The sequence below is a fragment of the Caballeronia sp. INML1 genome (genome assembly GCF_023631085.1).
Lineage (GTDB): Bacteria > Pseudomonadota > Gammaproteobacteria > Burkholderiales > Burkholderiaceae > Caballeronia > Caballeronia turbans.
Window position 1 is genome coordinate 24,487 of the sequence record NZ_JALQDT010000077.1, and the last position, 25,144, is coordinate 49,630.

General features: G+C 57.2%; 21 protein-coding genes and 1 pseudogene. 14 read left to right on the forward strand and 8 right to left on the reverse strand.

All coding sequences use genetic code 11. The features are described from left to right. Positions 1-32: 32 nt before the first annotated feature. Positions 33-188: a hypothetical protein gene (locus NCR38_RS30585; protein WP_250478122.1), complete on the reverse strand. Its 156-nt coding sequence runs from the start codon at positions 186-188 to the stop codon at positions 33-35. A 23-nt stretch (positions 189-211) separates the two neighbouring features. Between NCR38_RS30585 and NCR38_RS34560 the strand changes: the two are divergent. Both NCR38_RS34560 and NCR38_RS30595 read left to right on the forward strand, forming a co-directional pair. Beyond that, positions 212-361: pseudogene (locus NCR38_RS34560) on the forward strand (ISNCY family transposase); the annotation flags it as partial. A gap of 1,146 nt (positions 362-1,507) precedes the next feature. Continuing rightward, on the forward strand, positions 1,508-2,821 hold the full coding sequence (locus tag NCR38_RS30595; protein ID WP_143756440.1) for an MFS transporter: 1,314 nt from the start codon (positions 1,508-1,510) through the stop codon (positions 2,819-2,821). 763 nt (positions 2,822-3,584) lie between these two features. On the opposite strand, the gene NCR38_RS30600 is transcribed toward NCR38_RS30595, so the two are convergent. Further along, entirely contained in the window at positions 3,585-4,766 is a 1,182-nt protein-coding gene (locus NCR38_RS30600) for an iron-containing alcohol dehydrogenase (protein ID WP_250478123.1), read from the reverse strand. A 770-nt stretch (positions 4,767-5,536) separates the two neighbouring features. Between NCR38_RS30600 and NCR38_RS30605 the strand changes: the two genes are divergently transcribed. Beyond that, entirely contained in the window at positions 5,537-6,316 is a 780-nt protein-coding gene (locus NCR38_RS30605; protein ID WP_061121551.1) for a FadR/GntR family transcriptional regulator, read from the forward strand. Between the two features lie 90 nt (positions 6,317-6,406). On the opposite strand, the gene NCR38_RS30610 is transcribed toward NCR38_RS30605, so the two are convergent. The 3 genes from NCR38_RS30610 to NCR38_RS30620 are packed head-to-tail and all read right to left on the reverse strand — an operon-like array spanning position 6,407 to position 9,017. After that, positions 6,407-6,805, reverse strand: a complete 399-nt coding sequence (locus NCR38_RS30610) for a cupin domain-containing protein (RefSeq protein ID WP_250478124.1) — start codon at positions 6,803-6,805, stop codon at positions 6,407-6,409. 45 nt (positions 6,806-6,850) lie between these two features. Next, complete coding sequence (locus NCR38_RS30615; RefSeq protein ID WP_250478125.1) at positions 6,851-7,984, reverse strand: mandelate racemase/muconate lactonizing enzyme family protein; 1,134 nt, start codon at positions 7,982-7,984, stop codon at positions 6,851-6,853. Positions 7,985-8,015: 31 nt separating this feature from the next. Beyond that, positions 8,016-9,017 carry a hydroxyacid dehydrogenase gene (locus tag NCR38_RS30620; RefSeq protein ID WP_086961594.1) on the reverse strand — a complete coding sequence of 334 codons (1,002 nt, stop codon included), beginning with the start codon at positions 9,015-9,017 and terminating at the stop codon, positions 8,016-8,018. A gap of 210 nt (positions 9,018-9,227) precedes the next feature. On the opposite strand from NCR38_RS30620, the gene ltnD reads away from it, so the two are divergent. Both ltnD and NCR38_RS30630 read left to right on the forward strand, forming a co-directional pair. Then, positions 9,228-10,127 carry an L-threonate dehydrogenase gene (gene ltnD / locus NCR38_RS30625; protein ID WP_061121547.1) on the forward strand — a complete coding sequence of 300 codons (900 nt, stop codon included), beginning with the start codon at positions 9,228-9,230 and terminating at the stop codon, positions 10,125-10,127. A gap of 534 nt (positions 10,128-10,661) precedes the next feature. Then, on the forward strand, positions 10,662-11,570 hold the full coding sequence (locus tag NCR38_RS30630) for a LysR family transcriptional regulator (RefSeq protein WP_250478126.1): 909 nt from the start codon (positions 10,662-10,664) through the stop codon (positions 11,568-11,570). Between the two features lie 292 nt (positions 11,571-11,862). Here the strand turns inward: NCR38_RS30630 and NCR38_RS30635 are convergent, their stop codons facing one another. The 3 genes from NCR38_RS30635 to NCR38_RS30645 all read right to left on the reverse strand — a co-directional run bounded on the left by NCR38_RS30635 (position 11,863) and on the right by NCR38_RS30645 (position 15,162). After that, positions 11,863-12,879: an aldo/keto reductase gene (locus NCR38_RS30635; RefSeq protein ID WP_250478127.1), complete on the reverse strand. Its 1,017-nt coding sequence runs from the start codon at positions 12,877-12,879 to the stop codon at positions 11,863-11,865. A gap of 40 nt (positions 12,880-12,919) precedes the next feature. After that, positions 12,920-13,786 carry an NmrA family NAD(P)-binding protein gene (locus NCR38_RS30640; RefSeq protein WP_250478128.1) on the reverse strand — a complete coding sequence of 289 codons (867 nt, stop codon included), beginning with the start codon at positions 13,784-13,786 and terminating at the stop codon, positions 12,920-12,922. A 62-nt stretch (positions 13,787-13,848) separates the two neighbouring features. After that, entirely contained in the window at positions 13,849-15,162 is a 1,314-nt protein-coding gene (locus NCR38_RS30645) for a serine hydrolase (RefSeq protein WP_061121543.1), read from the reverse strand. 366 nt (positions 15,163-15,528) lie between these two features. On the opposite strand from NCR38_RS30645, the gene NCR38_RS30650 reads away from it, so the two are divergent. From NCR38_RS30650 to NCR38_RS30690, 9 genes are all read left to right on the forward strand, one after another. Beyond that, positions 15,529-16,389 (forward strand): amidohydrolase family protein, encoded by an 861-nt coding sequence (locus NCR38_RS30650; protein ID WP_061121542.1) that lies wholly within the window; start codon positions 15,529-15,531, stop codon positions 16,387-16,389. Next, complete coding sequence (locus NCR38_RS30655) at positions 16,386-17,165, forward strand: SDR family oxidoreductase (protein ID WP_250478129.1); 780 nt, start codon at positions 16,386-16,388, stop codon at positions 17,163-17,165. The genes NCR38_RS30650 and NCR38_RS30655 overlap by 4 nt, the downstream gene beginning before the upstream one ends. 32 nt (positions 17,166-17,197) lie before the next feature. Continuing rightward, positions 17,198-18,826: a class I adenylate-forming enzyme family protein gene (locus NCR38_RS30660; RefSeq protein ID WP_250478130.1), complete on the forward strand. Its 1,629-nt coding sequence runs from the start codon at positions 17,198-17,200 to the stop codon at positions 18,824-18,826. A gap of 930 nt (positions 18,827-19,756) precedes the next feature. Continuing rightward, on the forward strand, positions 19,757-20,512 hold the full coding sequence (locus tag NCR38_RS30665; RefSeq protein WP_250478131.1) for an SDR family NAD(P)-dependent oxidoreductase: 756 nt from the start codon (positions 19,757-19,759) through the stop codon (positions 20,510-20,512). Between the two features lie 41 nt (positions 20,513-20,553). Further along, positions 20,554-21,741, forward strand: coding sequence for an ABC transporter substrate-binding protein (locus tag NCR38_RS30670; protein ID WP_250478132.1), 1,188 nt, complete (start codon positions 20,554-20,556; stop codon positions 21,739-21,741). Between the two features lie 82 nt (positions 21,742-21,823). Continuing rightward, positions 21,824-22,708, forward strand: coding sequence for a branched-chain amino acid ABC transporter permease (locus NCR38_RS30675; protein WP_250478133.1), 885 nt, complete (start codon positions 21,824-21,826; stop codon positions 22,706-22,708). Continuing rightward, entirely contained in the window at positions 22,695-23,666 is a 972-nt protein-coding gene (locus tag NCR38_RS30680; protein WP_250478134.1) for a branched-chain amino acid ABC transporter permease, read from the forward strand. The genes NCR38_RS30675 and NCR38_RS30680 overlap by 14 nt, the downstream gene beginning before the upstream one ends. Beyond that, positions 23,663-24,424 carry an ABC transporter ATP-binding protein gene (locus tag NCR38_RS30685; RefSeq protein ID WP_250478135.1) on the forward strand — a complete coding sequence of 254 codons (762 nt, stop codon included), beginning with the start codon at positions 23,663-23,665 and terminating at the stop codon, positions 24,422-24,424. Before NCR38_RS30680 ends, NCR38_RS30685 begins: the two co-directional genes overlap by 4 nt. Then, positions 24,421-25,140, forward strand: a complete 720-nt coding sequence (locus NCR38_RS30690; protein WP_250478136.1) for an ABC transporter ATP-binding protein — start codon at positions 24,421-24,423, stop codon at positions 25,138-25,140. Before NCR38_RS30685 ends, NCR38_RS30690 begins: the two co-directional genes overlap by 4 nt. Positions 25,141-25,144 lie beyond the last annotated feature (4 nt).

A 25,144-nucleotide genomic window follows, 5' to 3' on the forward strand; every position in this document is an offset into this window, starting at 1 on the left:
GCGCAAAGCACAATGCTGCGCGCCTACCGCCTTCAGATGGACCGCAGAAAGGCAGTAGACACGCCCAGTCGAAGATCTGAGGAGAGGGTGCGCGACCGCGCGATCTCCTTGGTGAGCTGCTTCACCGTACGGCACGCCAGCGTCAGTTCGCCGTGGGGTGACATGGCAAGCGCAATGAAGCGCGGCACGGACGGCTCCCTTGGCGCAGCGCGCCGTGAGCATTATCCGAGAGTGCTACGCCGACTTCGGCCCGACTTTGGCGCGCGAGAAGCTCGAGCAATGCCACGGCATCCGGCTGGCCAAGGAAACGGTGCGGCATCTGATGACCGAAGCGGGCCTGTGGGTACCGCGTTCACTGCGCGCCGACGAGAGTCTGGAGCGGGCGCTGACGTGGCGCAAAGCGCGACGGGTCACCAAGACGCTCACCGTGCAATACGACCGCGTGTTGTATCTGCTGGAAGATACCGACGCGAACCGCGCGCTGATCCACCGTGACATCGAGGTGTGGGAATATCCGGACGGACGCACGCAGTTACAGGCCGGCGAGCGGGCGCTGGTATGCCGGCAGTACGACCGTCTCACCGAGGTCGATCAGGGGGCGATCGTCGAGTGCAAGCGTCTCGCGCACGTGCTTGAGTTGGCGCAGGCGGTGCAGGCTCAGCGCGACAACCGCAGCATTGGCACGGCGCCCTCGCGCATGCATCGCGGCGCGCAGGTACGCACGCCACGCCGCGTATCCGGCACCAAGAAACAGCGCGAGCCCACGCAACAGGACCTGGAGGCAACGATGATTGCGCTGCATGAACACGAACGCGGTGCCGCGTCAGTAAAAACAGCTCGGCGGTGCAAACGGGGAAGTCGACGCACCCGCGCCCTGCCCGCTCGACCCTGCATCTTCAACACCGTGTGAGAGCAAAAACCTTGGATAGATACGACATCTGTATTTAGCCCGCACCCCGACATCTGTATTTGGCCGTGACACGTTAGGCAACCTAATAGAATTGTGGTCATCATTTTTAGCTTCGCGTGCGCGGGTCGGACGAAAGCACCGCGGGATGCGAGAAGTCGCATGCTGCAGCCAGATCAGAGCCAGCCCGTCTGTTACGTACTGTATGCGGAGCCGCGTACGCGATGTGACTTGTTCACATTTCCTGTCCTTGAGCAAGCCGCCGGAGAGGCAACCCCATAGTTGAGTATCGTCAACCGCTTGGCTTCAGGATCCCGCCTTTCGAGAACCCGAAGCGCGCGTTGTTTCCCACGAGGGGACGACCATGCCGTTATGCTGGTTGTACCAGACAAGTCTGACTGGAAGGGGGTTGGGCTCTTGCACCGTATCTTGTCCTTGCGCAAAAAATCGGACGGCGCGCGAATCAGGCGTATGTCCGGCATTTGCTGGTTGACCTTCGCCAAAACTTGTCTCTACAATCTGGTACAAGCAGATTGGCGGTTGACGGCATGATGGGATGTACGGACGTTATGTGGGCTGACTAAATAAATAGGAGACTTCGTGGAATCAAAATTCAGATGGAAGGTGATGGGCCTGATGTTCCTCATTGCAGCGGTGAGCTACCTAGATCGAGCCAACCTAGCAGTGGCTGCACCGGTCATACGAGCCCAGATGGAATTCACGCCCAGCCAGATGGGTTTCATTCTGAGCGCGTTCACGTTCGCATACGCGGCCGCCCAGGTTCCCGCAGCGTTTTTGGCAAACCTCCTCGGGCCACGAAGATGTTTCTTTTACTTCATGTGGCTCTGGTGCATTCTGCTTGTAGCGACAACCAGTGCGACGACTTTTGCATCCTGGATCGGCTTTCGTATTCCGTTCGGGGCTGCTGAAGCAGTGAGCTGGCCAGCCCTGGCGCTGTTGATGAGTAAATGGTTCCCAAGGATCGAGTATTCGCAAGTCTCGTCCATTCAAAACTTGGGCCTTGTAATCGGATCGGCTGTCGCACCGCCTCTGGTATCAGCTATCATTGTGAAGGCGCATTGGCAGGCTGCCTTCGTCGCGACCGGTGCGATGGCTGCGGCTTTGGGAACGTTCATCTGGTTCTATCTGCGCGACGATCCGAAGGCCGATTCCCGCGTCTCTAGTAGCGAGCGCGAGTGGATCTCTCATGACAAAGTCGTTGAAACTGAATCCGCGACGCCGGCCGGATTTTTGAAGTTGCTTGCGACGAGACCTTCGGTATGGGCCTGCGCCCTTGCTTGTTTTGGACTGAATCTCGTCAACTTCCTATTCCTCTCTTGGTACCCGACTTATCTCACCGACACGTACCGGATGTCGATGTCGAAGATGGGGCTGCTTGCGGCGCAGCCTTACGTTTTCGCAATAGTTTCAGTCGCTGGTGCGGGTTGGGTCGTTCGACGGCTAGTCGAAGCCGGGCAAACGACGGAAGCTGCTACCCGTCGAGTAATTTTCAGCGGCCTCTTCTTCGGGACAGTCTGCTTATTCGTTGCTGTTAGCGTAAATAATCTCTATCTTTCGGTAACGGCGATGTCGCTCGGGTACGCGTTTGTCATGTCGATATTGGGCCCGATGTGGGCGATGGCCCCCGAGATTGGTGGCCGACGTGGGGCAAGCATCGTTTGCTCGATCATGAATTGCGTGGGACTGTTTGGGGGAATCGTTTCGCCGATAACCATGGGCTTTTCGTTCCAATGGTTCCAATCATACACGCCCGCCATTGCATGCTCAGCTGGGGTGACCATGTTGTGCGCACTGGCATTCTTGCGGTTATTTAGGTCTGAATCCGACCGCGGCAAAGTCGACGATTTCTTGACAGCAACGGCAGTTCACCGTGATGTCCTGCACGTCACCTGAGGACCTCCCGGACAAGACCAATCGCACGCAGAATTGCACTTCGTGCGAATGGAGTTTTGATGGCGTACGCCGCAACGTTGCGTGTCTTCTTGGACTGCCCGTCGAGCCATGGGCGATTCCCTAACGGTCATCGGCGAGAGTCATGCGGGTGCGAGCACGCTTCCGGGGGGGACGGGTGGAAATGAAAACTGACGCGAACTCCTTCGAGAGGGGCGGTTGGCGCGACCGGCGCCCGACGATCGTGCGGTGCTCACGGGCATTCTCTTCATTTTACAGGCGGGCCCTGCATTGGGACTTACTGCCTCGGGGATACGCAGTCGGCGAAAAGAGAAGCCACGAAATGGCTTCGCTCTTCTGCGTTTTGCCAGTCACCCGAACGACGCCAGCAATTCATGCCACTGACGGAGCGATTGACGCCTCGCTTTCATCCACGAGACTTTCCTCAATATCGTCTGTTGCGTCCGTGACACTTGTAAGCGTCATTCTGCGTTTTGAGCACTGTCGAGCGCCATGGACCAACAATTTCCGGGAGATGAGGGATCCTGGCATAGGCAGCCTTGCAAAGCCGTCATGTGCGCTGGACTTATATCTGCGCCGGTCGGACAATCCTAGAGGAACAAAGCCGACCAACTAACTTGGTCGACCGCGGCACCTTGGCCTGACAATCAACGTGTCTGGTAGCCCAGTCCAAGCGGCGTGTAAGCATGGCGTTTTTGCAAGCGAGATTGGAAATCGGAAGCATCACACACGAGTCGAAATTGAGCTAGCCATAGCTAGCTTGATATAAAGCGACGATGTCGCCACGGGCAGGGATGCGAGGGTTGTTGTATGGGCTACTCGATGCGAGAGCCTGGTCCGCCATCAATGGTAAGAGACGCTGCCACTCTGTTGGCGAGATTCCGTAATTGCGTGGCGATGGAACTGAGAGTTCGCGATTCAAGCGTTGAAGCATCTCGACCAAGGTGCGCGACGCTGTCTCATCGTCCATTTCGCTCCTCGCGAACCCAGCGATCCTTGAGGCTTCTGCGTATTTGTCTAGCGCACTCGGTAACGAGTACTCCGTAACTACGGGCAACATCATTGCGTTCGACATGCCGTGTGAAACGTGGAAATGCGCGCCAATCGGCCTCGCCATGGCATGCACTAATGCCACGGGAGCAATCGAACAAGCTATGCCGGCATGCGTCGCGCCAAGCATCATTGCTTCGCGGGCCAGGCGATCTCCCGGTTCGGCATAAGCTCTGCGCAGATGATGTCCGATAAGCGACAATCCCGACCGAGCAAAGAGATCTGAATGTGCGTTGGCTCGACGGGAGACGAAGGCCTCGAGCGCGTGCACGAAGGCATCCAGTCCGGTGTCAGCGGTCACTCGCGGAGGCACGGTCATGGTTAGTTCGAAGTCCACGATTGCTGCTACTGGCAGCGCGGCCAGGCCGGAAATGAGCATCTTCTCATTATTCACGGTGTCCGTTACGACTGTGAAGCGCGTGACTTCGCTTCCTGTCCCAGCCGTCGTCGGAACTGCGATAAGGGGGACAGCCGTGGCATCAGCGTTCACCGGTAGCTTGAATTCGCGGATATGTATCCCAGGATCAAGTCGGTGTGCGGCTGCCAGGATGTTCATCGCCTTCGCGGTGTCCATTGGCGACCCGCCTCCGAACGCAATCAAACAATCAAAATTTCCTTCAATAAGGACTTTCGCCCCCCGGGCGACGACAGTATCAGTCGGATCCGGAACCGTGTCTGAGAATATGGAATACTCGATGCCGCTTGCGTCGAGCCCGACGGTGAGTCGGTCGATCAGCCGAGACGTTTTCATGAAAGGGTCGGTCACGATCAGCGGACGCGTAACCCCGAGCCGTCTGCATATTGCCGCAGTTCCCGACACTGAGCCACCGCCGATTTCCATGTAACGCGGTGCATAGATATAGGCCTGATTATTCATTACGCGATGCTCTTCTTGGCAGACCATTCAGTCTATTTCATATGTCTCGCTTAGTAAACTGGTACGACCAGATTCAGAGGAAAGGGAGCCCAACTTGGCCACTTTCGGGTTTGCTATTTGTCGCACGTCTTGGCGACTACGTCGAAAATCGGTGACGTCTCGGCGGGTACTTTCCCGTTCGCACAGGTCGTGTGACGGGCGACCGGACCGGATACATACATAGCTTGCGCTTTCTTGCTGGGCACATTTACTTGCGTAGTTCGATTGATCGTGCCAGTCATCTGCACGTCTTGCGCCGGAGTCACGTCGGGGCCGAGCGATAGGGACCGTGATAGGGGACTATTGGCGGAGAACATGCTGGCAGGACCTGCGGCGAGCCTCATCGCACCGCTCCTCGGATGGCACGGCATGTACACGACAGATGCCGCATTTGTGGGTGCTCGGACTTCTCCTCGCTCGTCGGACGCTGGCTGCTTGATCCATTCAGCAAGGCGGATTATGAAAATTCGGACATCGCAGCGGAGGCGCGCGTCAAATAGTTGGCCTTCGCGCCTCCTTACGTGATAGCGGTTGGCTATAATTTCTTGAATCGCGGCCGCCCTCCGAGGGCTACAAGCACTGCGCTTTTCCACGAAGTTCCCGCGGGTGTTGAAGCGTACGCCTGGTTTGACCAGATTTGATGTCCACGCTATCCTTGTAGCTGTGCGCTTTGGCACGGCGGCCGCCTTTGCTGGCTCAAAAACTTTCGTATTCCAAGAAGCGGTGATCCCATGCTTGACAACGTTCGACAACTCGTGCAACTCATACATGAGCGCGGCTTTGAACCGGGAGACAAGCTGCCCTCTGAGCGAGAGATGTCCGAAATGTTTGGCATGAGTCGCGGGGCACTGCGCGAAGCGTTAATTCGGTTAGATACGCTGCGAATCATCGACGCTCGCCCAAAGTCGGGTATCTACCTGCGGGCCGGATCGGAAGAGCGGAGTATCGAAGCGATGGTCCTATTCGCGGAGGCCGACGCACCCCTCGCGCCTGACGAGGTCATACAAGCCGTCGAATTGCGACGTTTGCTCGAGACTCAGGCCGTGCGTCTTGCGTGTGAGCGGCGCACGGACGAAGATCTCGAGCGCTTGTCCGCAATCGTTAAACGTTGCGCTGCCGCACGAGGGGACGGCGAGAAGCTCGCGAGTCTGGACGCAGAGTTTCATCTGGCGATAGTCGCGGCGACTCAAAACGACGTGTTCGTGCGATTTGTGAACGTTTTTTACCTTATGTCGCGCAAGCGCCGCGAGGTCTACTTTTCTTCGGATGAGCACTGCCGTCAATCAGTGAACGACCACCGCAAGTTGCTAGCCGCGATAGTCGAACGTGATGTCGAGAAGGCGGAGAGCATCTTGCGGCAGCATATTAAAGGGGTTGACGTGTATTTTCGTGCGTTGTTTGGATCGACCGCTGACATCAAGACCAAGGTTGATCCACGGGCGCCCGCGGAAACAAAAAGATCGGCGAGCGGGCGGAAGCGCAAACCAGTCACATCAAACGACGCTGTCTGAGATACCGAGCAGAGATCAAGACGCGGATACTCATGTACAAGTGCGTGCGTCGCCTTGCTCGGACTCGCTAACTGCAAGCGCTAGGTCGATTTAGGGCTTGTCCGCCGCGTGAGTTGCGAAATCGGCAGGAGACACGACCTCGAGTTGCTCGAAGTCGTCGCTGTTTCCGAGAACTTGGTGACGAACGCCCGGGGGGAAGAGGCAGGAGGAGCCCGCCGTAAGACGAGTTACGCCGATGTCTTCAAACTCGAAGTCGATCCATCCGCGCAGTACAAACACCATCTGGAACGCCGCATCGTGCGTATGCCACTCGGGCTCCGCCCGCTTGCCCGGCACTGCGCGAATAATGTGTGCGACGTAGCCTCCGTTCGACGCTTCTTTGAATCCGAGGTCGCGATACTCGAAGTAGGGGCGCAAGCCGAGTTCAAAGTCGCTCTGGTCAGCTGCGGCGTGTGAAACAGAGGTGCGTCGGATTGTATTGGTCGACATTGCTTTCCTTGGGGATGGTTGATTAACGAAAGACGATTCTCGGCATCAGACGAAGCCGGGACCGCTCGAACCAGCATGGCGTTGAATGAAATCCTCGTTGACTTCGATACCGATGCCAGCCTTCTCGCTCGGTCGGATCGTGCCACTTGCGTCAACGTCGAACGAGAAATCGATCAGATCGTCGCGCAGCGGGTTGTAAAGTGAGCAATCTGCTTCGAAGTACCCGGCGTTTTCAACAGCGCTGAGAACGTGCAGGGTCGCGGCCATGTTGATTCCCATACTGGAATGACAATGAATAGGAAGCTTTTGTGCAGAGGCCATCGCCGCAACCTTCAGTAACTCGGTGATACCACCCATCTTTGAGATGTCAGGCTGCAGTACAGTAACGGATTCGGCCTCGATGAGTTGCGCGAATTCGAAGCGGGTGAAATGGTTTTCACCGGCAGCCAGTGCAAAGCTGCACAGCAACTTCGCTTCACGATAGCTGCGGTAATCGTGTGCGGGAAACGGTTCCTCGAGCCAACCTATGCGCGCCGCATCCAGGTACGGCGCAACAGTGCGAAAGTCGCGCAGAGTGTATGCAGTGTTGACATCGGTCAGGATATCGATGTCTGGGTATGCCTCGCGCACGGCGCTGACTCGTGCGATGTCGTCTGTGGTGGAGTCGCCTAGCCTGAGTTTGACCGCCTGGAAGCCGCGTTGAACGATCGACGCGACTTCGTCGATTAATGCGCCGGGCGACTGGAACCCGAGGCAGATACCGCCAGCGTAGGCCGGTACGCTACGCGACGCTCCGCCGAGCAGCCGGTAGAGCGGCCAGCCTGTCGACTTGCCACGGATGTCCCACAGCGCCATGTCGATCCCGCTCATAGCCGCCGCACAAGCCGCACCCATTCCGTGTGACGCAAGCTGATAGCGATAGATTTGCGACCAGACGCCATTCACATCTGTTGCCTCGAAACCGGTAACAAGTTGCTTAAGTGTCGTGTTGACGAGCGTAGCGACCGCGAGGTGAGCACGCCCGTGGTGCGACTCGCCCCAGCCGACGATGCCCTCATCTGTAATAACCTTGACGATTACGGTATCCCGCTTGACCATCCTCCCGATTCCCAGACTGACCTGATATGCAGGAGGAACTGGAACGGTAACCGGATAGGCCACGATATCCAAGATTTTCATTTTCTTCTAAGTACGGACGATGCGTTGTGGGTTAAAGACGTCTCTGCGTCTCAGGGCTTTTGATAGAGTCGAGATAGCGCGACCACACTTCGGGATTGACTAAATTTTCCGGCATGCGTGAATGCAGGATGTCAACGACGGCCCGAGCTGCGCCAGTGCTCATTCGTTCCAAACCTTCAGTTGTGAAAGCGGCGACGTGCGGCGTCAATAAGACGTTGTCGAGCGACCAATAGGGGTGTGCGGTGGGCAATGGCTCCGGTTCGAATACATCAAGTGCTGCGCCAGCGATCTGACGGCTACTCAAGGCTTGAACCAACGCTTCATCGTCAATCAGCCCGCCGCGCGCTGCATTGACGAGTAGTGCGCTCCGCTTTGCCAGAGCTAGTAAGCGTGCATTAACCATGTGTTTTGTTGATGCGACTAGCGGCGCGTGAAGCGTGATGACGTCTGCGCCAGCGAACACTTCCTCGATCGACGTTTGCTCGATGAACAGCGGCAACCCTTCGCGCTTGCTGCTGTCACAACCAATGACGCGCATCCCAAAGCCATGATGCAGCGCTTCCGCGACTCTGATGCCAATTCGGCCAAGGCCAACTACGCCGACGGTCCGCCCGCGCATCTCGAAGCCCTGAAACGCCTGCCTCACGAGCCAGCCGTTTTTCCGCCAAGATGTGGGGAGCCGGTCAAAGCCGCGAGCCATCGCTAAGATCGCACCAACGACATGCTCGGCGACCGCTTGCGTGTTTGAGTCTGGGAGGTTTGCGACCGGAATTCCTGCGCGGGTTGCCCGTTCAACCGGTATGAAATCCAGACCGACTCCGTGGCGCACACAGGCTCTCAGACGCCGAGCGCGATCGAAGATGTCCTCCGGAAGACGCACGCGGACGATGAGCGCGTCAACGTCGGATACGAGCGAGCGCAGCGTATCCTCCCGATCATTTGGCGCGGTAAGTAGTTCGCAAGTTGGCGCGAGGATGGATAAGGCGGATGGATCGATTGGGTTCGTTGCTAGAACGCGAAACGGTTTCGTCATGGAATATCCTGCGTGCGTCTTAACTGGTACAACCAGATATTACGAGCCGTCGTCGCGTTCCGTCAACAAAAAAGTAGATCGGCCTTGAGCAGCACGACTGCGTGCAGAACAGGATCGGATGCGGCACGACGATCTAATACTCGCGAGACTTGCTTTTCGGCGCACGTCGTCGTAGTGTCAAATCTGGTACAACCAGAAACCGGAGTAGATATGCCGAAGACAGTGGGCGTTGTGGGAATAGGTGCGATGGGGCAAGGCGTAGCAAACTCGCTTATACGGGCGGGGTTCGCAGTAACAGGCTATGACGTGAGTGCGGACGTGCGCGCCAAATTTTCGGCAGCTGGAGGCATTGCGTGCGACCGCTTGGCTGATCTCGGTCAGCGGTCGGATGTGGTGATTATCTTGGTGGTAAACGCTGCTCAGACGGAGCAGGTCCTTTTTGGCACCGATGGATTGGCTTCAACGCTCAAGGCAGGCAGTGTCGTGATTGCTAGCTCGACGGTAGCACCAGCATTCGCCGAGGCAATGGCGAAGCGACTCGAAGAGCAGGGGATCGCGATGATCGACGCTCCTGTATCGGGAGGGGTGGTCGGCGCAGCGGCGGGAAAACTGACGATCATGGGCTCAGGACCGCAGTCGGCGTATGATGCCTGTAAGGATGTATTTGATGCCTACGCAGCCAAAGTGTACCGGTTTGGTGAGCAAGTCGGATTGGGCTCCAAAGTGAAGCTGATCAATAATCTGCTTTGTGGCGTACATATCGCAGCTGCAACCGAGGCAATGGCATTGGCGAAGCGCCAAGGAATCGAGCCTCAGCTCCTGTACGACGTTATCACGAACAGTGCAGGAAACTCGTGGGCGTTCCAAGATCGCATGCCCCACGTGATTGCAAATGACTTTGCTCCCGTGACTGCGCTGAACATCTTCGTTAAAGATCTAGGCCTGGTTCTCGACATGGCCGACAGCTCGCAATTCGTCGCGCCGTTGACAAAATGCGCGCATCGCATGTTCTTGTCGGCTGCCGAAGCGGGTCACGGTCTCGCGGACGATACCTCCGTAATCAAGATTTTCGATGACGTCGGCCGAGTACGCTCAGTACTGGCCCCTTGATACTTGGATTGATTGGGCGAGCAGTTGTCTGAGGCCTGTTGACATTCGCTTGGTACGCCGATACGACGCCGGTCGGCGTAAAGCCAAACGGACTCGCTTCGTTGAAAGCGAGCCAATCAGAGTCTCAGAGACGAAGTCAAGTAGTCGAGCCGGCCGCCCGAACACCGACGAGAAGATCTCTCATTGGGGCTATTAACGCATTCTCGAAGTCAGCATAATTCTCATCCTTGCAGGCTGCCGCGACTAGACGGTCAGAATCTAACGATCACGCTAGCGCCCGAGCTACGTCTGCGACCGGCCAAGTACTTGTAGGCAGGCAATGTAAGCACGGAACGCCAGGGACGCCTTGGCTTCATACTTTGCAAGGCCGTGACCCGCGCTACCGCCGCCGGCGTAATGAGCAACTTAAACGGAAGACGGGGGAGACATTCGAGGTAGCGCGTAGTCACCCATGGACTGCGATGCTTGCTATGTAGAAGTGCCGAGAGGTAAAGTCGTTGGCTGACGGAAAACTTAACGCGCATAGGACCCGGCATGAAGCCAAAACTCGAGAGCTTTTCGAGCGCGATTAACATATTCGCTGCAATCGTAGACGCAGGCACGTTTAAAGGGGCGGCGGAGATTGTGGGAATGTCTCCGCCGGGGGTAAGCAGAGCGATTGCAAGGCTTGAAGATCGGCTCAAGCTGAGGCTATTTCACCGCACCACCCGTGCAGTCTCTCTCACGGAGGAGGGGCACCGCATGTACGAACGCATGTTGCCTCATCTTATTGCACTCGAAGAAGCGGCGGCGGAAGTTTCGGGTGTGTCGATGTCGGTCCGCGGCCGGCTTAAAGTGAACCTCGATCCCGTATGCTATCGAACTGTGCTCGGTTCGCGGCTTGACAGTTTCATGGACCTGCATCCCGAGCTGAAAATTGAATTCATCGCGCGGGACAGCTTGGGTGATCTGGTGTCAGAAGGCTTCGACGTCGCGCTCAGATTCGGCAAGCCAAAGGACTCTACGCTTGTAGCGCGTAAAGTACTCGATACGGCTATCATGACACTCGCAGCGCCATCGTATCTCGTGCAGCGAGGGCGTCCCAGCAGACCTGAGGATCTCGAGAACTCCGACCATCGATGTTTGGAGTTCCGCGATCCGGCAGGCGGAAAGCCCTTCCCTTGGGAGTTCCATCAGGGCCGGAAGCGCGTCGTGATAACGACACGCGGTCGGCTGACGGTCAACGATCCGAGCGCATTACTTGACGCCTGTCTGGCAGGATCGGGCATCGCCCAAATGCTATCTATAGGCGCCGAGCATTTGATTGCAACAGGGCTTTTAGTGAACCTATTTCCTGATTGGGCAGACGAGCGTTATCCGCTATACGTTTTTTATCCGTCGCGTGAGCACATTCCAGCAAAGACCAAGGTCTTTCTCGACTTTATTGATGGGCTGAAGGAATAATTGCAACCATTCGCGCGCGTCCGGCCTGTATGCCTGATAGCGCTCCCGATGTACGTTTCCATTATGATTCAGCCAGACGGCGAGGCTGGGGACGCCGTGAGGCCATGCGCCTCACGGCTCAGGTCCCGGTTACCCAAATTGCAATTACGACCCTTATACAAGCACCGCTTCCCTGAGGATGGAAAACGCTATGCCCCGGGTTAGAGGCAGGTGAGAAATGCTGTTATCGAATTCGATGACGGCGCGGATGTTGAATGTCAGCGGCTAACAACCGCGGCGTCGACGCAGCGCGCTAAATCAATCGATCCTTATCGTGGTAACGTTGCATCCAGTGGGGATATGGTATTCGAGTTTCTGAAACCGAGTCCAAACGCGCGAGGTGTTCGACACTGAGTTGAATGTTACGCGCGTCAAGATTCTGCGCTAGCTGCTCCGGCGTGCGGGCACCGACTATGACGGATGCGACGGCTCGCTTCGCGAGAAGCCAAGCTATCGCGACCTGCGCCTGCGATGCCTCGAGGGAGTCAGCTACCTCGATAAGCACCTCTAGAATCCTATGACCTATACCCTGGTCGACCGGCGGAAACTCTAGTTTACTGCGCCGCCCCGCGGATGACTCGGCGCTTGCATATTTTCCGCTCAAGTAGCCACCCGCGAGCGGACTCCACACTAGCAGTCCCATTGACCGCGACTCGGCCACGGTAACGATGTCGTGTTCGACGTCTCGGCTCGTTAGTGCATAGTGGACTTGGTTGCTCACGATCGGTGTGCGATCGGTGCGCTCTGTATAGGCTGAGGCACGCTCCATATCAGCCGCGCTGAAGTTACAAGCGCCGATGTGACGGACCTTTCCCTGCGTCACCAGATCATCAAGCGAACGTAGCGTTTCGTCGAGCGGTACCAGCGCATCCCGATCGTGTAGCTGGAGTAGGTCGATATGGTCTCGTCCGAGACGCCGTAGACTCGTCTCCACCGATCGGATTATGTGGGAGCGACCAAGGCCGACCTGATTATGGCTGGGACCGGTACGAAGCCGTACCTTCGTGGCCACCAGCATTTTCGTCTCGTCGAAGCTAAGCGCCTTGATTACTTGCCCGACGATCTCTTCGGAGAGACCTTGCGAATAAACGTCCGCTGTGTCGATAAGATTGACGCCTTGCTCGGCGGCGACAGCCGTGAGGTGGATGGCTTGATCGCGGTCCAGTCCGGCTATGTTGCCCCAGATGCCGGATCCCGCACCAAAGGTCATTGCACCAAGGCTCAGGCGGGAAATACGCAGCCCAGTTGTACCAAGAGTAATGTAGTCCAAGAAGCTCTCCTTGTTTCGACGAGTGGCGCGTCTCGAGCGCTCAGCTCGCGTCTGCGACTAGCTTTTTAATAACGGTATCGAGATCGACCTGACCGCGGATGACATTCTCAGGCGATCCTTCAAAGCAGATCCAGCCTTCATTGAAGCCGTCGAGCATGCGGATACGGGGCATCGGATTCCTCATGCCTTGGGACTGGAACATAGATTCCCACTGCGACCTTTCAACGACTTCGGCCTGCACGGGATGCCCGAAGGCTCGCGAGAAAGCAGCCGCAATATCGTTGGGACTGACACGGTGTGGACCCTCGATCTCAACGACGCGGACGCCGGTCCACGTCTCCTGCAGCAATTTTGCCGCAAGGGAGCCAACGTCTTCCGTTGCCACCATTGGCACAACGCGATCTAGCGGTTGCAGGAAGCTGGCGATTCTCGCCGCGTCACGAGCCGCTGCGACGTCCCACGCCGAATTTTCTAGGAACCAGCCCGGCCGCAAGAAGGTTACTGGGATGGACAGATGGGTCAACGTTTGTTCCATGAGCGTTCGCTGCGTGAGCAAATTGCTCTCAGTTGCATGTGCGCCAATGGTCGACAGACATACAACCTTTTTCGGTTTCGCAAGACGCAAAGCGCTCGCGACTGCGTCAATTACGGCCTTGGCCTCTGGAAATCCAGGAGCCGGGTCGAACTCGGAGGGTGGCAAAATAAAGACTCCCGTTGCGCCATGGAAAGCAGTCGCTAGCGCTGACTCGTCTTCCATGTCGGCGATAGCGATTTGACAACCTCGCTCTCGCCACGATGCGGCGCGGTCCGCATCTCGAACGACTGCCCGTACTTGCTGGCCGCAGGCGAGGAGCGCCCGCGCCAATGCGCCACCGACTTTGCCCGTGATACCCGTGACTGCATACATGATGCCGGTCCTTTATAGAGTTGAAGTGATCGGTAAGGAGTTCCGCACTAACTAACTTTCAGTTAGGCTCGGCGCAAGCCGGAATAAAGGCCTTGCTCGAACTGACCATACAGGTTGACCACGCGTTCATCATAAAAAGGCAGGACCTGCGAGAACATGGACCCCGCTACGCGTTTGACAGGGTCGATCCAGAAGTAGGTATTTAGCAGGCCCGCCCAACTGCCACTTCCGGCGCTACGACCATGTGGGCCTGCCTCCGTGTTGATGTCAAAGGACAATCCCCATTTGTGTGCCTGATCAGGGAACTGATCGAAGCTATTTGACCATGCGGGTTGCGCTGTCTTCATCTCGCCAACTGCGAGATCACCAATATGATTGCGGAACATCGAGGCAACTGTCTCGGAGCGCAGGAGGCGCTCACCGCGGTATGTTCCATTTCCAAGAAGCATGCGCAGAAAAGTCATGTAGTTGTTCGGCGTACTAAACAAGCCTCCTCCGCCCATGAAGAACTCTGGGCGCTGGTTCATCTCGAACGGTTCGGGCTTGAGACTTCCATCACCTTGACGACGGTGTAACGTCGCGACCCGTCGCTTCTGTGCGGTGCCGATAAGAAACCCGGTATCGTTCATTTCAAGCGGAGCGAAAATGTTCTCTCGGAAGTAGACTTCAAGTGACTGGTCGGCCACGGCCTCGACAAGCTTGCCAACCCAGTCCATGCTAATCCCATACTGCCAACGCTCGCCCGGTTCGAATTCGAGCGGTGCTGCAAACGCACCATTTAGCGAGTAGCCAATATCTGGCATCCCGGTCACTTTCTCGTACTCGGTGAGGCGATCGCTCCAGATGCTGTAGGTGAAGCCGGAAGTATGGGTCAGCAGATGACGGACCGTGATCGCATTCCGCGCTGGCCGCAGTATTGGATGACCCGTTGTGTCGAATCCTTCGAGCACCTGCGGCGTTTTTAGTTGCGGCAGCAGATCCGAGGCGGGTTGTTCGAGCTTGAGCCTTCCCTGCTCGACAAGCTGCATGCACGCCGTTGCAGTGATTGCCTTGGTCATCGAGGCGAGCCAGAAGATCGAGTCTCCCGTTATCGGCCGCAAGCGTTCAGCATCTGCATGACCAGCATGACCCGAGTAGACAACCCCTTGCTCCGTCGCTCCTATCGCAACCACCCCGGCTACTGTGCTGTCTTCGACCGCTGTGCGGAGGGATGCGTCGATTGAGTCGAATCGTGCAGTGGACTTCGAAATGGCGGCAGATTGGTGCCTACTCGTGGCAGCGCTCGCGCTGCGCGCTTGCAGTGGCGCCAATGTTGCCGCAGCCAGCAGACCGGATGCGCTCTTAAGTAGAGCGCGGCGTTGAAGTCGGAAAGACATGTTTTCTCCAGTATAAGGACGATGACAATGTGTTATCAGATCGGTCTGGGCACCATTCTCGATGTCGGCGCCAACAAGCAAAATACTTCGCTAAGCACTTCATTAGTGACGTTTAGTCACTAATCGGTGTGTCGTGTCTGTTTTGCAGACCCCAAACCCGACGCCAAGACGCGGCTTCGCACGACTTCAGGGACGAGGCATGAAGTGCCTTTCGCAGAGCCGTTTTGCGACATATTGACGAAAGCGTCGCGCGGGGTATACTGAGCGCTCAGTCAGATGCAGTCTTGGTGGTGTTTTGGTCGGGGCGGTGGTTGCCCCTCGGAGACCGGGGCTTCCAGCGCGGTCGCATATATAGGTGGACCAAATATGAAAATCGTCGATATGCACTCGCATTGGGGCACGCGCCGCGGCTTTCCGTTGCGAACGCCCGAAGAGCTCGCGCAGCAAAAGAAGACATGGAATTCTGAACCCGTCTACCACTCGGAGGCGGAAATGGTCCAACACTTCCGAGACAACGACGCGCGCGTTATCCTAGATTTGGGCTACACCAAATACCTACCGATCGAAGAAGTCTCGGCGTTGCACGACTATGCGTTCGATGTCCAGCGCAAAGGCATGGACGTAATCGCCGGGCATTGGCTGCATATTGACCCGTTAGATCGCGACGCTGGGGTGCTGGAATTACGACGGTGCATCGAGGCAGCCCCGAGTTTTGTGGGTTACGCGGTGTCGGGTTCGGGGTCCGCTCCTGCAAGCGACCCGATCTGGTTTCCGTTCTACGATCTTTGTGCGCAGACCGGAACGCCAGTGTTGATCTTCGTCGGCACCACCGGACTAGGCGCGGGACTGCCTGGCGGAGGCGGAATACTGCTAGACAATTGCCATCCGCGTCATCTCGATTTCGTCGCGGCGAAGTTTCCGTCGCTTCGCATAGTCGCGGCACGCCCTGGTTGGCCATGGCAGACGGAAACCATCGCAGTTTTGATGCATAAGCGCAACATATGGTACGAGCTGCACGGATGGTCTCCGAAGTACTTTACCACCGACCTTAAGCATGAAATCAGCCGACGTCTGCGTAATCGCGTGATGTTTGGTGCCGATTATCCGCTGTACTCCTACAATCGATTGCGCGCCGATTGGGAGAAGGAAGGCTATGCGCAGGAAGTCCTTGAAAGTGTGTTCTATCTTAATGCCGAGCGCTTTCTCGCCGGCGAGGAGACGCAATGAATCTCCAACTAAAAGGGAAGGTGGCGATCGTCGGCGGTGGCAGCCAGGGAATCGGTCTTGGTATCGCGCGTACACTCGCCGCTGAGGGCGCCAGCGTTGTGATCACCGCGCGTCGTGAGGAAGACCTCAAGCGCGCGGCCCACGAAATTCACGAAATGACCGGCAACCAGGTGACATGGATCCCAGCGGATTGCCGTAAGGCGGAAGACTGCGAAAGAGTAGCGACGACCGTTCGCGCTGTCCACGGGGGCATTGATGTGCTGGTGAACAACGACGGTGCGCCGCCGGTCGGCCCATTGCTTTCTTTCGACGATGCAGCGTGGCATCGCGCAGTCGAGCAAAATCTAATGTACCCGGTGCGCATGGTCCGGCAGGTCGCGGAGTCAATGAGAGAGCGGGGCGGTGGGAGCATTCTTAACATAACTGCCATCTCTGCAATCCAGCCGATCCGCGACCTCGGGCTTTCGGTGGCGACTTGGGGCGGCGTGATCGGCTATGCGAAGACTTTATCGATAGAACTCGCAGAGTTTGGCATCAACGTCAACACAATCTGTCCCGGCTACATCGACACCTCGCGCCTGCGCAAGGTCTTCGCCGCGGGCGATGAACCGGACGAGAGCGTGCGCACCCGTTTGTTACTGGACGTTCCCCTCGGGCGAGTCGGTACGGTCGACGATATTGCAGGTCTCGCGGCATTGCTGGTGTCGCCGCGCGGCGCCTACATTACAGGCGCTGCCATTCAGGTTGACGGCGGTCTGCTTCGCGGCGTCCGCTAGACCGTCCAGTCATTGCAGCAAAGGAGCCGACCATGAGAGTTCAGCCGGAGCGCCAAGTAGCGCAGCATTTGCAGGATCTTTATCGTCGCAATGGTTGGTGGAAAGACGTTACGTTTAGCGAGATACTGGAGAAGCGCGTCTACGAGATGCCCGATCGCATTGCGTTCAAAGATGACCGCCGTTCAGTGACTTACGCGCAGCTGTGGTCCGAAGTGCGGCGGTTTGCGGAACTGCTGCGCCGCCAAGGGATCGGTCATGGCGATGTCGTAACACTGCAAGTGCCGAACCGCGTCGAGTTTCCGGTCGTGTTCTTCGCACTCGAACTGATTGGGGCGATTGCGAATAAGATCAGTCCCGATCTGCGCGCGGAGGAATTGCGCTACATTCTCGATTTTTCTGAGTCTAAGGCATACGTGTGCGCGCTTCAGTTCAAGGGCTTCAATTACATTGACATGTTTCGCGACGTGCGCGGCAGGTTGCCTGCCCCTGTGTTGGCCGTTTGCGTCGATCCCGTTTCAGGCGACGACGTCGTCTCTTTCGCGCAGACACTTTCCGTCTTGCCTGAGATTCGTGACGAGCATCGGCTGTACATGGACCCTGACGAGATCATGCGAATGTGCTTTACATCTGGAACAACCGGTAATCCGAAGGGTGTACTGCATAGTTTTAACACTACACTGTGTGCTGCAGCTTTTTTGAATCGCGACATGCGGGTTACTAAGGACGACGTGTTCCTGGCGTATTTGCCGGTAGCGCTGAACTGGGGCTATCTGACGTTGCTTCAGTCAGTTATGGCGGGAGCATGCACCGTATTGCTAGAGCGCTTTTCGGCGCGTGCCGCACTTGAGCGCATCGCTTCGGAGAATGTGACGTTCGTTCCGACCGCGCCCGCTGCCATCGTCGCAATGCTCAACGCGCCGGAGTTAAGCTCGACGGACTGCTCCTCGCTACGCGTGATGGTAACCGGCGGTGCATCTGCGTCGTTAGAAACGATTAGACTCTTCGGCTCGGCTTTCCCTCAGGGTCGGCTTATCGAACTCTACGGCATGTTGGAGACAGGCTTCCATTCTTATACACGGCTCGAAGACGATCCCCTCGAAGTGATCGGGACGGTAGGGCGGTGCGTGGCGGAGATGGAACTCGGCGTACTCGACGACGTGGGACGGTTTGTCAATGACGGCCAGACAGGCGAGCTATGCGCGAAAGGGCCGTCGGTGCATCTTGGCTATTTGAATAACGCACAGGCGAACAGCGAGAGCTTCACGGACGAGGGGTGGTTCAGAACTGGCGACCTTGGAGAGATCGTCGATAAGAACCGCAATATCCGAATTTCTGGGCGCAAAAAAGAGATCATCAATCGAGGTGGAAAAAAGTATTTTCCGCGCGAGATCGAAGACCTGCTGTACGAGCACGAAGCCTTTCTGCAGCTTGCAGTTGTCGGCGTACCCGACGCACGCCTTGGCGAACGGAACTGCTTATGCGCAGTTCTCAAGCCAGGCGCCCAGATCACCCTCGACGCGATCATCGCCATGATAAAAGGTCGGGTTGCCGATTACAAATTGCCGGAGGAACTGGTGATACTAAATGAATTCCCGATGACTCCAACGGGAAAAATTCGTCGTGCCGAGCTACTCAAGCAACTCAGTGCACGCGTTGGTTGACCGGCATGGAGCAGTCTTGATTGGCAAGGAGGCGGTTCGCAGGCATAGCGCCGACGCGCGGGTCGGCGCTATGCTTGAGTACTGAATCGACATGATGGAAAAGTTTGATCCACCCCCGTTTTTGGTCCGAACCGCAGTCAAGTGTCGGTTTAAGAACTGCTGCTTTGGATTGCGCGCCCGCGCGATCTGAACCTGCGTCATGTGACTACGAGGCCGCACGGTGCCGGCCTCGTACGCCATTCTTCATCAGCCGCTCGGCGTGGCGCATTGAGGCGAACCGGTGCTCGTTCAGCATGCATCCAACACCTTGGCGCCAATGCTGGCCCGTTGTCGACCGTAATGTTGGCCGGTGGTGGGAAATTCACTGCGCCGCTAACCTTGTCGACTACCAACCCGAGTCGTTGGTCAATTAAGGCTCGACAACGCCGCGCTGGAAGACCTGCTGGCTCAATATAGCCAGCCAACAGGCCTAGCGCGATCCGGCCAGGGATTGATGACCGAACGCACCGCGGGATGTTGCCCGGCGGGCCGTAGGGATTCGCGCTCGCTGATTTACTACGATCCACACCTTTCTGACGGGCTGGCCTATGTTCGGCAGTTTCGATCCCTGAACGTGCTCGACGACTACACGTGCGAACGCCTGGTTATCGAAGGTCGGTACGTCATCCGAGTGCGCCTACCGAATGTTCGTGGCGGCGGCCAAGGCGAGTTACGGTCTGGCAGACGATACGTCTGTAATCAAAATTTTTCGACGACGCAGCACAACTCCGAGCGCTGACGAGTCGGTGAGATGTTCTTCCTTGCGCTCCGATCTTGGGGTCTTTCCGGATGTAAATCGCGGCGCTTTCACATTGACAGCAAGTGTTCCACTGCTATACTCAAATGCAAGGTGACTGAGCGCTCAGTTCGATAGATGGTAAGGAGGCGTTGATGGGTCGGCTAGTTCATAAGACTGCATTTATAACGGGTGGTGGGAGCGGCATCGGTGCAGCAGCGGCGTTGCTATTCGCGAGAGAAGGATGCGGAGTCGCAATAGGCGATCGTGATGTAAGCGCCGCGCATCGGATTGCCGATGAGGTCAATCGCGCGGGTGGAGAGGCGATCGTTTTCGAGCTAGATGTCACGCGCGAAGACAGCGTCCGAGGAGCGATTGCGGGAACTGTCTCCGCCTTAGGCGGTTTGGATGTGCTCTACAACAACGTGGGCGGATCTGCAGTAAATGACGGGCCAGTCACTGAAGCTTCAGCAGAAGAGTTCTGGCGTTGCATCAATGTCGATTTGTTTGGCACTTGGCTGGGCTGTCGCCATGGCATTCCCGAGCTGGTGCGGCGCGGGGGAGGATCGGTAATTAACACCTCTTCCGTTCTTGCACTGATAGGTTCGCCGAACAAGGATGCCTACACAGCCGCCAAGGGCGCGGTCGCTGCACTGACGCGATCAATGGCGGTCGAATATGCGCCACACAAGATCCGCGTCAACGCAATTGCGCCGGGCATCACCCGGACACCACGCGTCGAGCGTCTGCTTGCAGAGGACGGAGTGACCGCACGGCTCGCACAGGGCTATCTTCTTGGCATCTGCGAGCCGATTGACATCGCGCATATGGCACTTTACCTAGCGTCGGATGAATCACGGTTGACGACGGGACAAGTCTTGTCAGTTGATAGCGGCGCATCCATCGCTTAGCCAACCAGAGCGAAAAATAGAAAAATCTTAGGAGACGGAAAATGCAACGACGAAACGATTTTGGCGCTTTTTTCCTTGGCGTCACACTCTCAATGGCGGTGGTTCCAGCACATGCGGATGACGTGCTCAAGTTCGGCGTGAGCGCACCGATGTCAGGTGCCGCGGCGAACTGGGGCATCGGTTGCGACTGGGTCGGCCAAAAGGTCGCAAAGCACATTAACGACAACGGCGGCATTCGTGCTGGCGGCAAGTCTTACAAAGTGCAACTGACTACCTACGACAACCTGTACACTGCCGCTGGTGGCGCGCAGAGCGCACAGGCTATGATCAACCGAGATGGCGTACATTACATTGTTCAGAGCCTTGGAACCGCGCCCGTGCAGGCGACGCAGAGTCTATCGGAGCGTTCGGGCGTAGTTCTCTTGACAACTGCATGGGGCAAGACAATCAAAGGCCCAAAGTTCCCGCTGACGTTCACCAATTCAAACACACCGTATGAGATTTTTGGACCGCTCTTTTCGCTCGTGAAGCAACAGCATCCGAACGTCAAGACCGTGGCATTGCTCAATCCGAACGATTCAACCGGCCAGCAGGCCGAAGCGCAATCCAAGCAGGAGTGGGCAAAGCTCGGCGTGAGTGTCGTCAGCTCCAGCTTCTATGAGCGCGGCACGACGGAATTTCAGTCCATTGCGACAAAAGTGGCCGCTGCCAAACCCGATGCTGTTGATCTCGGCGGATCGGCGCCCGGCGACGCTGGCAGCGTACTGAAGGAACTGGCGATTCAAGCCTGGGCGGGCGTAAAGCTGTATCCAGCGGGCACGGGAAGCGACACTCTCGTGAAGGTGGGCGGCAAGAGCGCTGAAGGCGTCTATATGGGCCAAGGCGCCGACTTCTCCGGCCCAACGGCGACCAAACTGCAACGAGATCTCGATACCGAGGCCAAACTGGCGCTAAAAGAACCGCTCAACATCCTGCAGATGGGCGTATGGGACGGCGTGATGGCGATCAAGGCCGGTATTGAAAAAGCTGACAGCGTTGATCCAAAAGCGGTAGCCCGAGCACTGCCGTCAACGAAGCCGGACACATCGTATGGAGCGGTGGGTTATGGCGGCAAGGCGACCTATGGCTCGCCGCAGCAACTGCTCGTGCCCGTGATCATTACCCAAATCAGAAATGGCAACACGGTCGAAGTGCGTCGAGTGGATTCACCGGACGTCAGCGGCAGTTAAGCGGGCGGCCATCTCACGACCCTCACATCGGTGCTGCACCGCTCGCGGACCGACCGCAAATCTGCACAGAAGGGTGATCTCCATGACGTTATTTCTTCAGCTTGCGTTGAACACGCTACAGGCAGGCTCCGTATACGTGCTGTTCGCGCTCGGCCTTACGCTGATTTTTGGCGTGATGGGCGTGGTGAACTTCGCGCACGGTCAGTTCTTCACGCTTGGCGCCTTACTAACGAGCGTACTGGTGCCGTCGCTGCAAGAAGCGCTGCACATCGGCGTCGCCGTGTCGTTCTTACTGTCGAGCGTGCTCTCGATCGCCGTCGTGCTCGCGTTGGCACTCGCGGTCTATCAGTGGGGCTTCCGGCAGTACCTGAGAGATATGGTCGGCTCGTTCATCCTTTCGGTCGGCATGCTGCTGTTTTTCGAAGGCGCTTTCTTATGGATCTTCGGCGGCGTGCCGCGGGTGGTCCCGAACATCGCGCCCGGCGAGCTACGCATCCTTGGTGCCGGGATCGAATTGCAAAGACTGATCGTTTGCGTGGTCGCGGTCGTGGTCGCGATATTGCTGTATGTGATGCTCGGGTATACGCGCTTTGGTCGCGCAATCCGAGCAACCGCTGAAGACGCCGGCGCTGCCGCGCTCCAAGGCGTGCGGTATAAGCGGACACTGCTCTATGGCTTCATGATAGGGTCGTTTCTCGCTGCTGTCTCCGGTTGTCTGATCGCGCCAATCACGGTGATAACCCCGGCAGTCGGGAACGACTATCTAGTCAAAGGTTTTATCACGATTATCATCGGCGGGTTGGGCTCAATTCCCGGGGCTATTCTTGGCGGGCTAACGATCGCGTTTCTCGAAAGCGTCGTCGGTTATTACCTTGACGGCACTATGGCGACGATCGGCATGTTCTGCCTAGTTGCCGTGCTACTTCTGTTCCGACCACGGGGGATGCTCGGCCATGTACAGCATTGACCGCAAGATCATTGTGCTGAATGCCGTGTTGTTGGTCGCGGCCATCGGGGCGCTCAGTTATTTTGAGCCGACGTATCTGACGCAACTTGTCGTCTGGTCTGCGATTAATGCGGTTCTCGCCGCCAGTATGCGCTTCGTTTTGCTCATCGGCGAGACGAACATGGCATGCGGCGCAATCTATGGCTTCGCTGCGTACCTCACCGCGATCGCCGTGACGAACGGTTTGGACGTGGTGCCACTTGTGCTTATTGCATCGAGCGTCGGCGCGGCCGTACTTGGCTTGCTGTTCGGTTGGATGACCTTGCGTGTGAAGGGGCCGTACTTCATGCTGATCGGTTTCGCGTTCACCGAGGTCATCCGTCTAGCATACACGCGTATCGATTTCGTCGGCGGCAATTCTGGCATGGTTGGCATCTATGCTCCGATGTCGCTCGAACCGTGGATGCCCGCGCTCAGCGTGTCGGTATGCTATCTACTGCTATGCGGTCTTTTCGCGGTGGAGAAGTCGTCGTTTGGTTTGCTAATGAACGCCATTCGCAACAACGACAACGTGGTTGAGACGCTGGGTGTTAGCGCTCTGCGCGTGAAGCTCTTGTGCTTTGTAATCGCCGCGTTGGTGGTCGGTGCGGCGGGATCGATACACGCATACAGCTATCACGTCATCAGCCCTGGCGATTTCAGCTTCCTAATTCCGGTTTACGCGCTTGCATACGCGAAGGTCGGCGGTGAGCGTCATATCGTTGGACCGGTGATCGGCGCCATCTTCCTCACGGTCGTCTCGCAACTCGTGCAGGGCTCGGGCGCGCTGCAGTATGTGCTGTTCGGCGGAGTCATTATTTTATCGATGCTCGGCGTGCGCGGCGGACTGATCGACGTCGGAAAATGGATTGGTTGCTGGTGCCTAATTGGCGGAAGGCCCGGTGTTTCGAAAGACCGTGCGAGCGGAGAACTTGGATGAATAACCATGACTTGCAATCGTCGCGCCAGTACTCCGCGCATCCATTGCTGGCGGTGAAGGGCTTGACACGGCGCTACGGCGGACTCGTCGCGGTTTCCGATCTGAATTTCGAGATCCGCGCGGGCGAGATCCTCGGGCTGATCGGTCCGAATGGGGCCGGGAAGACCACGACATTCAATCTGCTCTCGGGTCACGTGAAACCAAGCGGTGGGGAAATGCTCTTCGACGGCGCCAGCATTGCAGGTCTCGCGCCGCACGCGATTAGCCGACGTGGACTGGTTCGCACCTTTCAGCACGATAGTTTTTTCCGCGACATGACGGTGCTCGAAAACCTCGTAATCGCCGCAAACCGGCAGTGGCGAAAACGCATAGACCGGGTAGAAAGCGCGCATGCGATTGCAGCGCGAGTAGGTCTGGAAAAACATCTTGACATGGAAGCCGGGAGTTTGCCGCACGGAATGCAGCGGCTGCTCAGCGTTGGCATTGCGATCTCGACAAAGCCCAAGCTGCTGGGGCTAGATGAGCCGTTGACCGGACTGCATACCGTCGAAGTTGCGAATGTGCTCCACTTACTTCGCACGCTCTGTCGGGAAGACGGCACCACCATCCTAATCGTCGACCACAATATGAAGGCGATGATGGGCATATGCGATCGTTTCATCGTGCTTCAATACGGCAAGTTGTTGGCACAGGGTAGTGCGGAAGAAGTGCGCAATAACCCCGAGGTGATTCTCGCTTATCTGGGGACAACACAATGACAACGACAACTTCTCTTTCAGTGCGTGATCTGCGTGTGCGCTACCGCGGCGTGACAGCCGTTGACGGCGTCAATCTCGACCTGCCCCGTGGCGCAGTAGTAGCGCTGATTGGCTCGAACGGGGCCGGTAAGACTTCTGTGATGAACGCGGTGATGAATCTCGCGGGGGACTGTTCCGGCACCCGCGTCTTTGACGGCAATGATATCTCCAAGATGCGCACAGATCAGATCGTCGGTCTCGGAATGGCGCTCGTGCCCGAAGGGCGGCGGCTCTTTCCGTACATGACCGTTGCGGAGAATCTCACGATGGGTGCGTACCTGCGTCGCGACTCGGCGGCGATCCAACGCGATAGGGACCGCGTATTAGACGTCTTCCCCGCGTTGCGCGAGAAGCTCAATCATCCGGCGATGTCGCTGAGCGGCGGGCAGCAGCAAATGGTTGCGATCGGCCGCGCACTGATGTCGTCGCCGCGCCTTTTGCTACTTGATGAGCCGACCATCGGACTCGCACCAGCCGTGGTCGATCTAATCGGTACAACCATCCGCGCAATCAATCGAGATGGAGTGGACGTACTCTTAGTCGAGCAAAACGCGTCGGTGGCGCTTGATCTGGCGAGCTACGCCTACGTAGTTGATGGTGGCAACGTGGTCATGCAGGGCTCATCTGAAACCCTGAAACACGACAATCGGGTTCAGGCTACTTACCTTGGTCTTTGAAGCG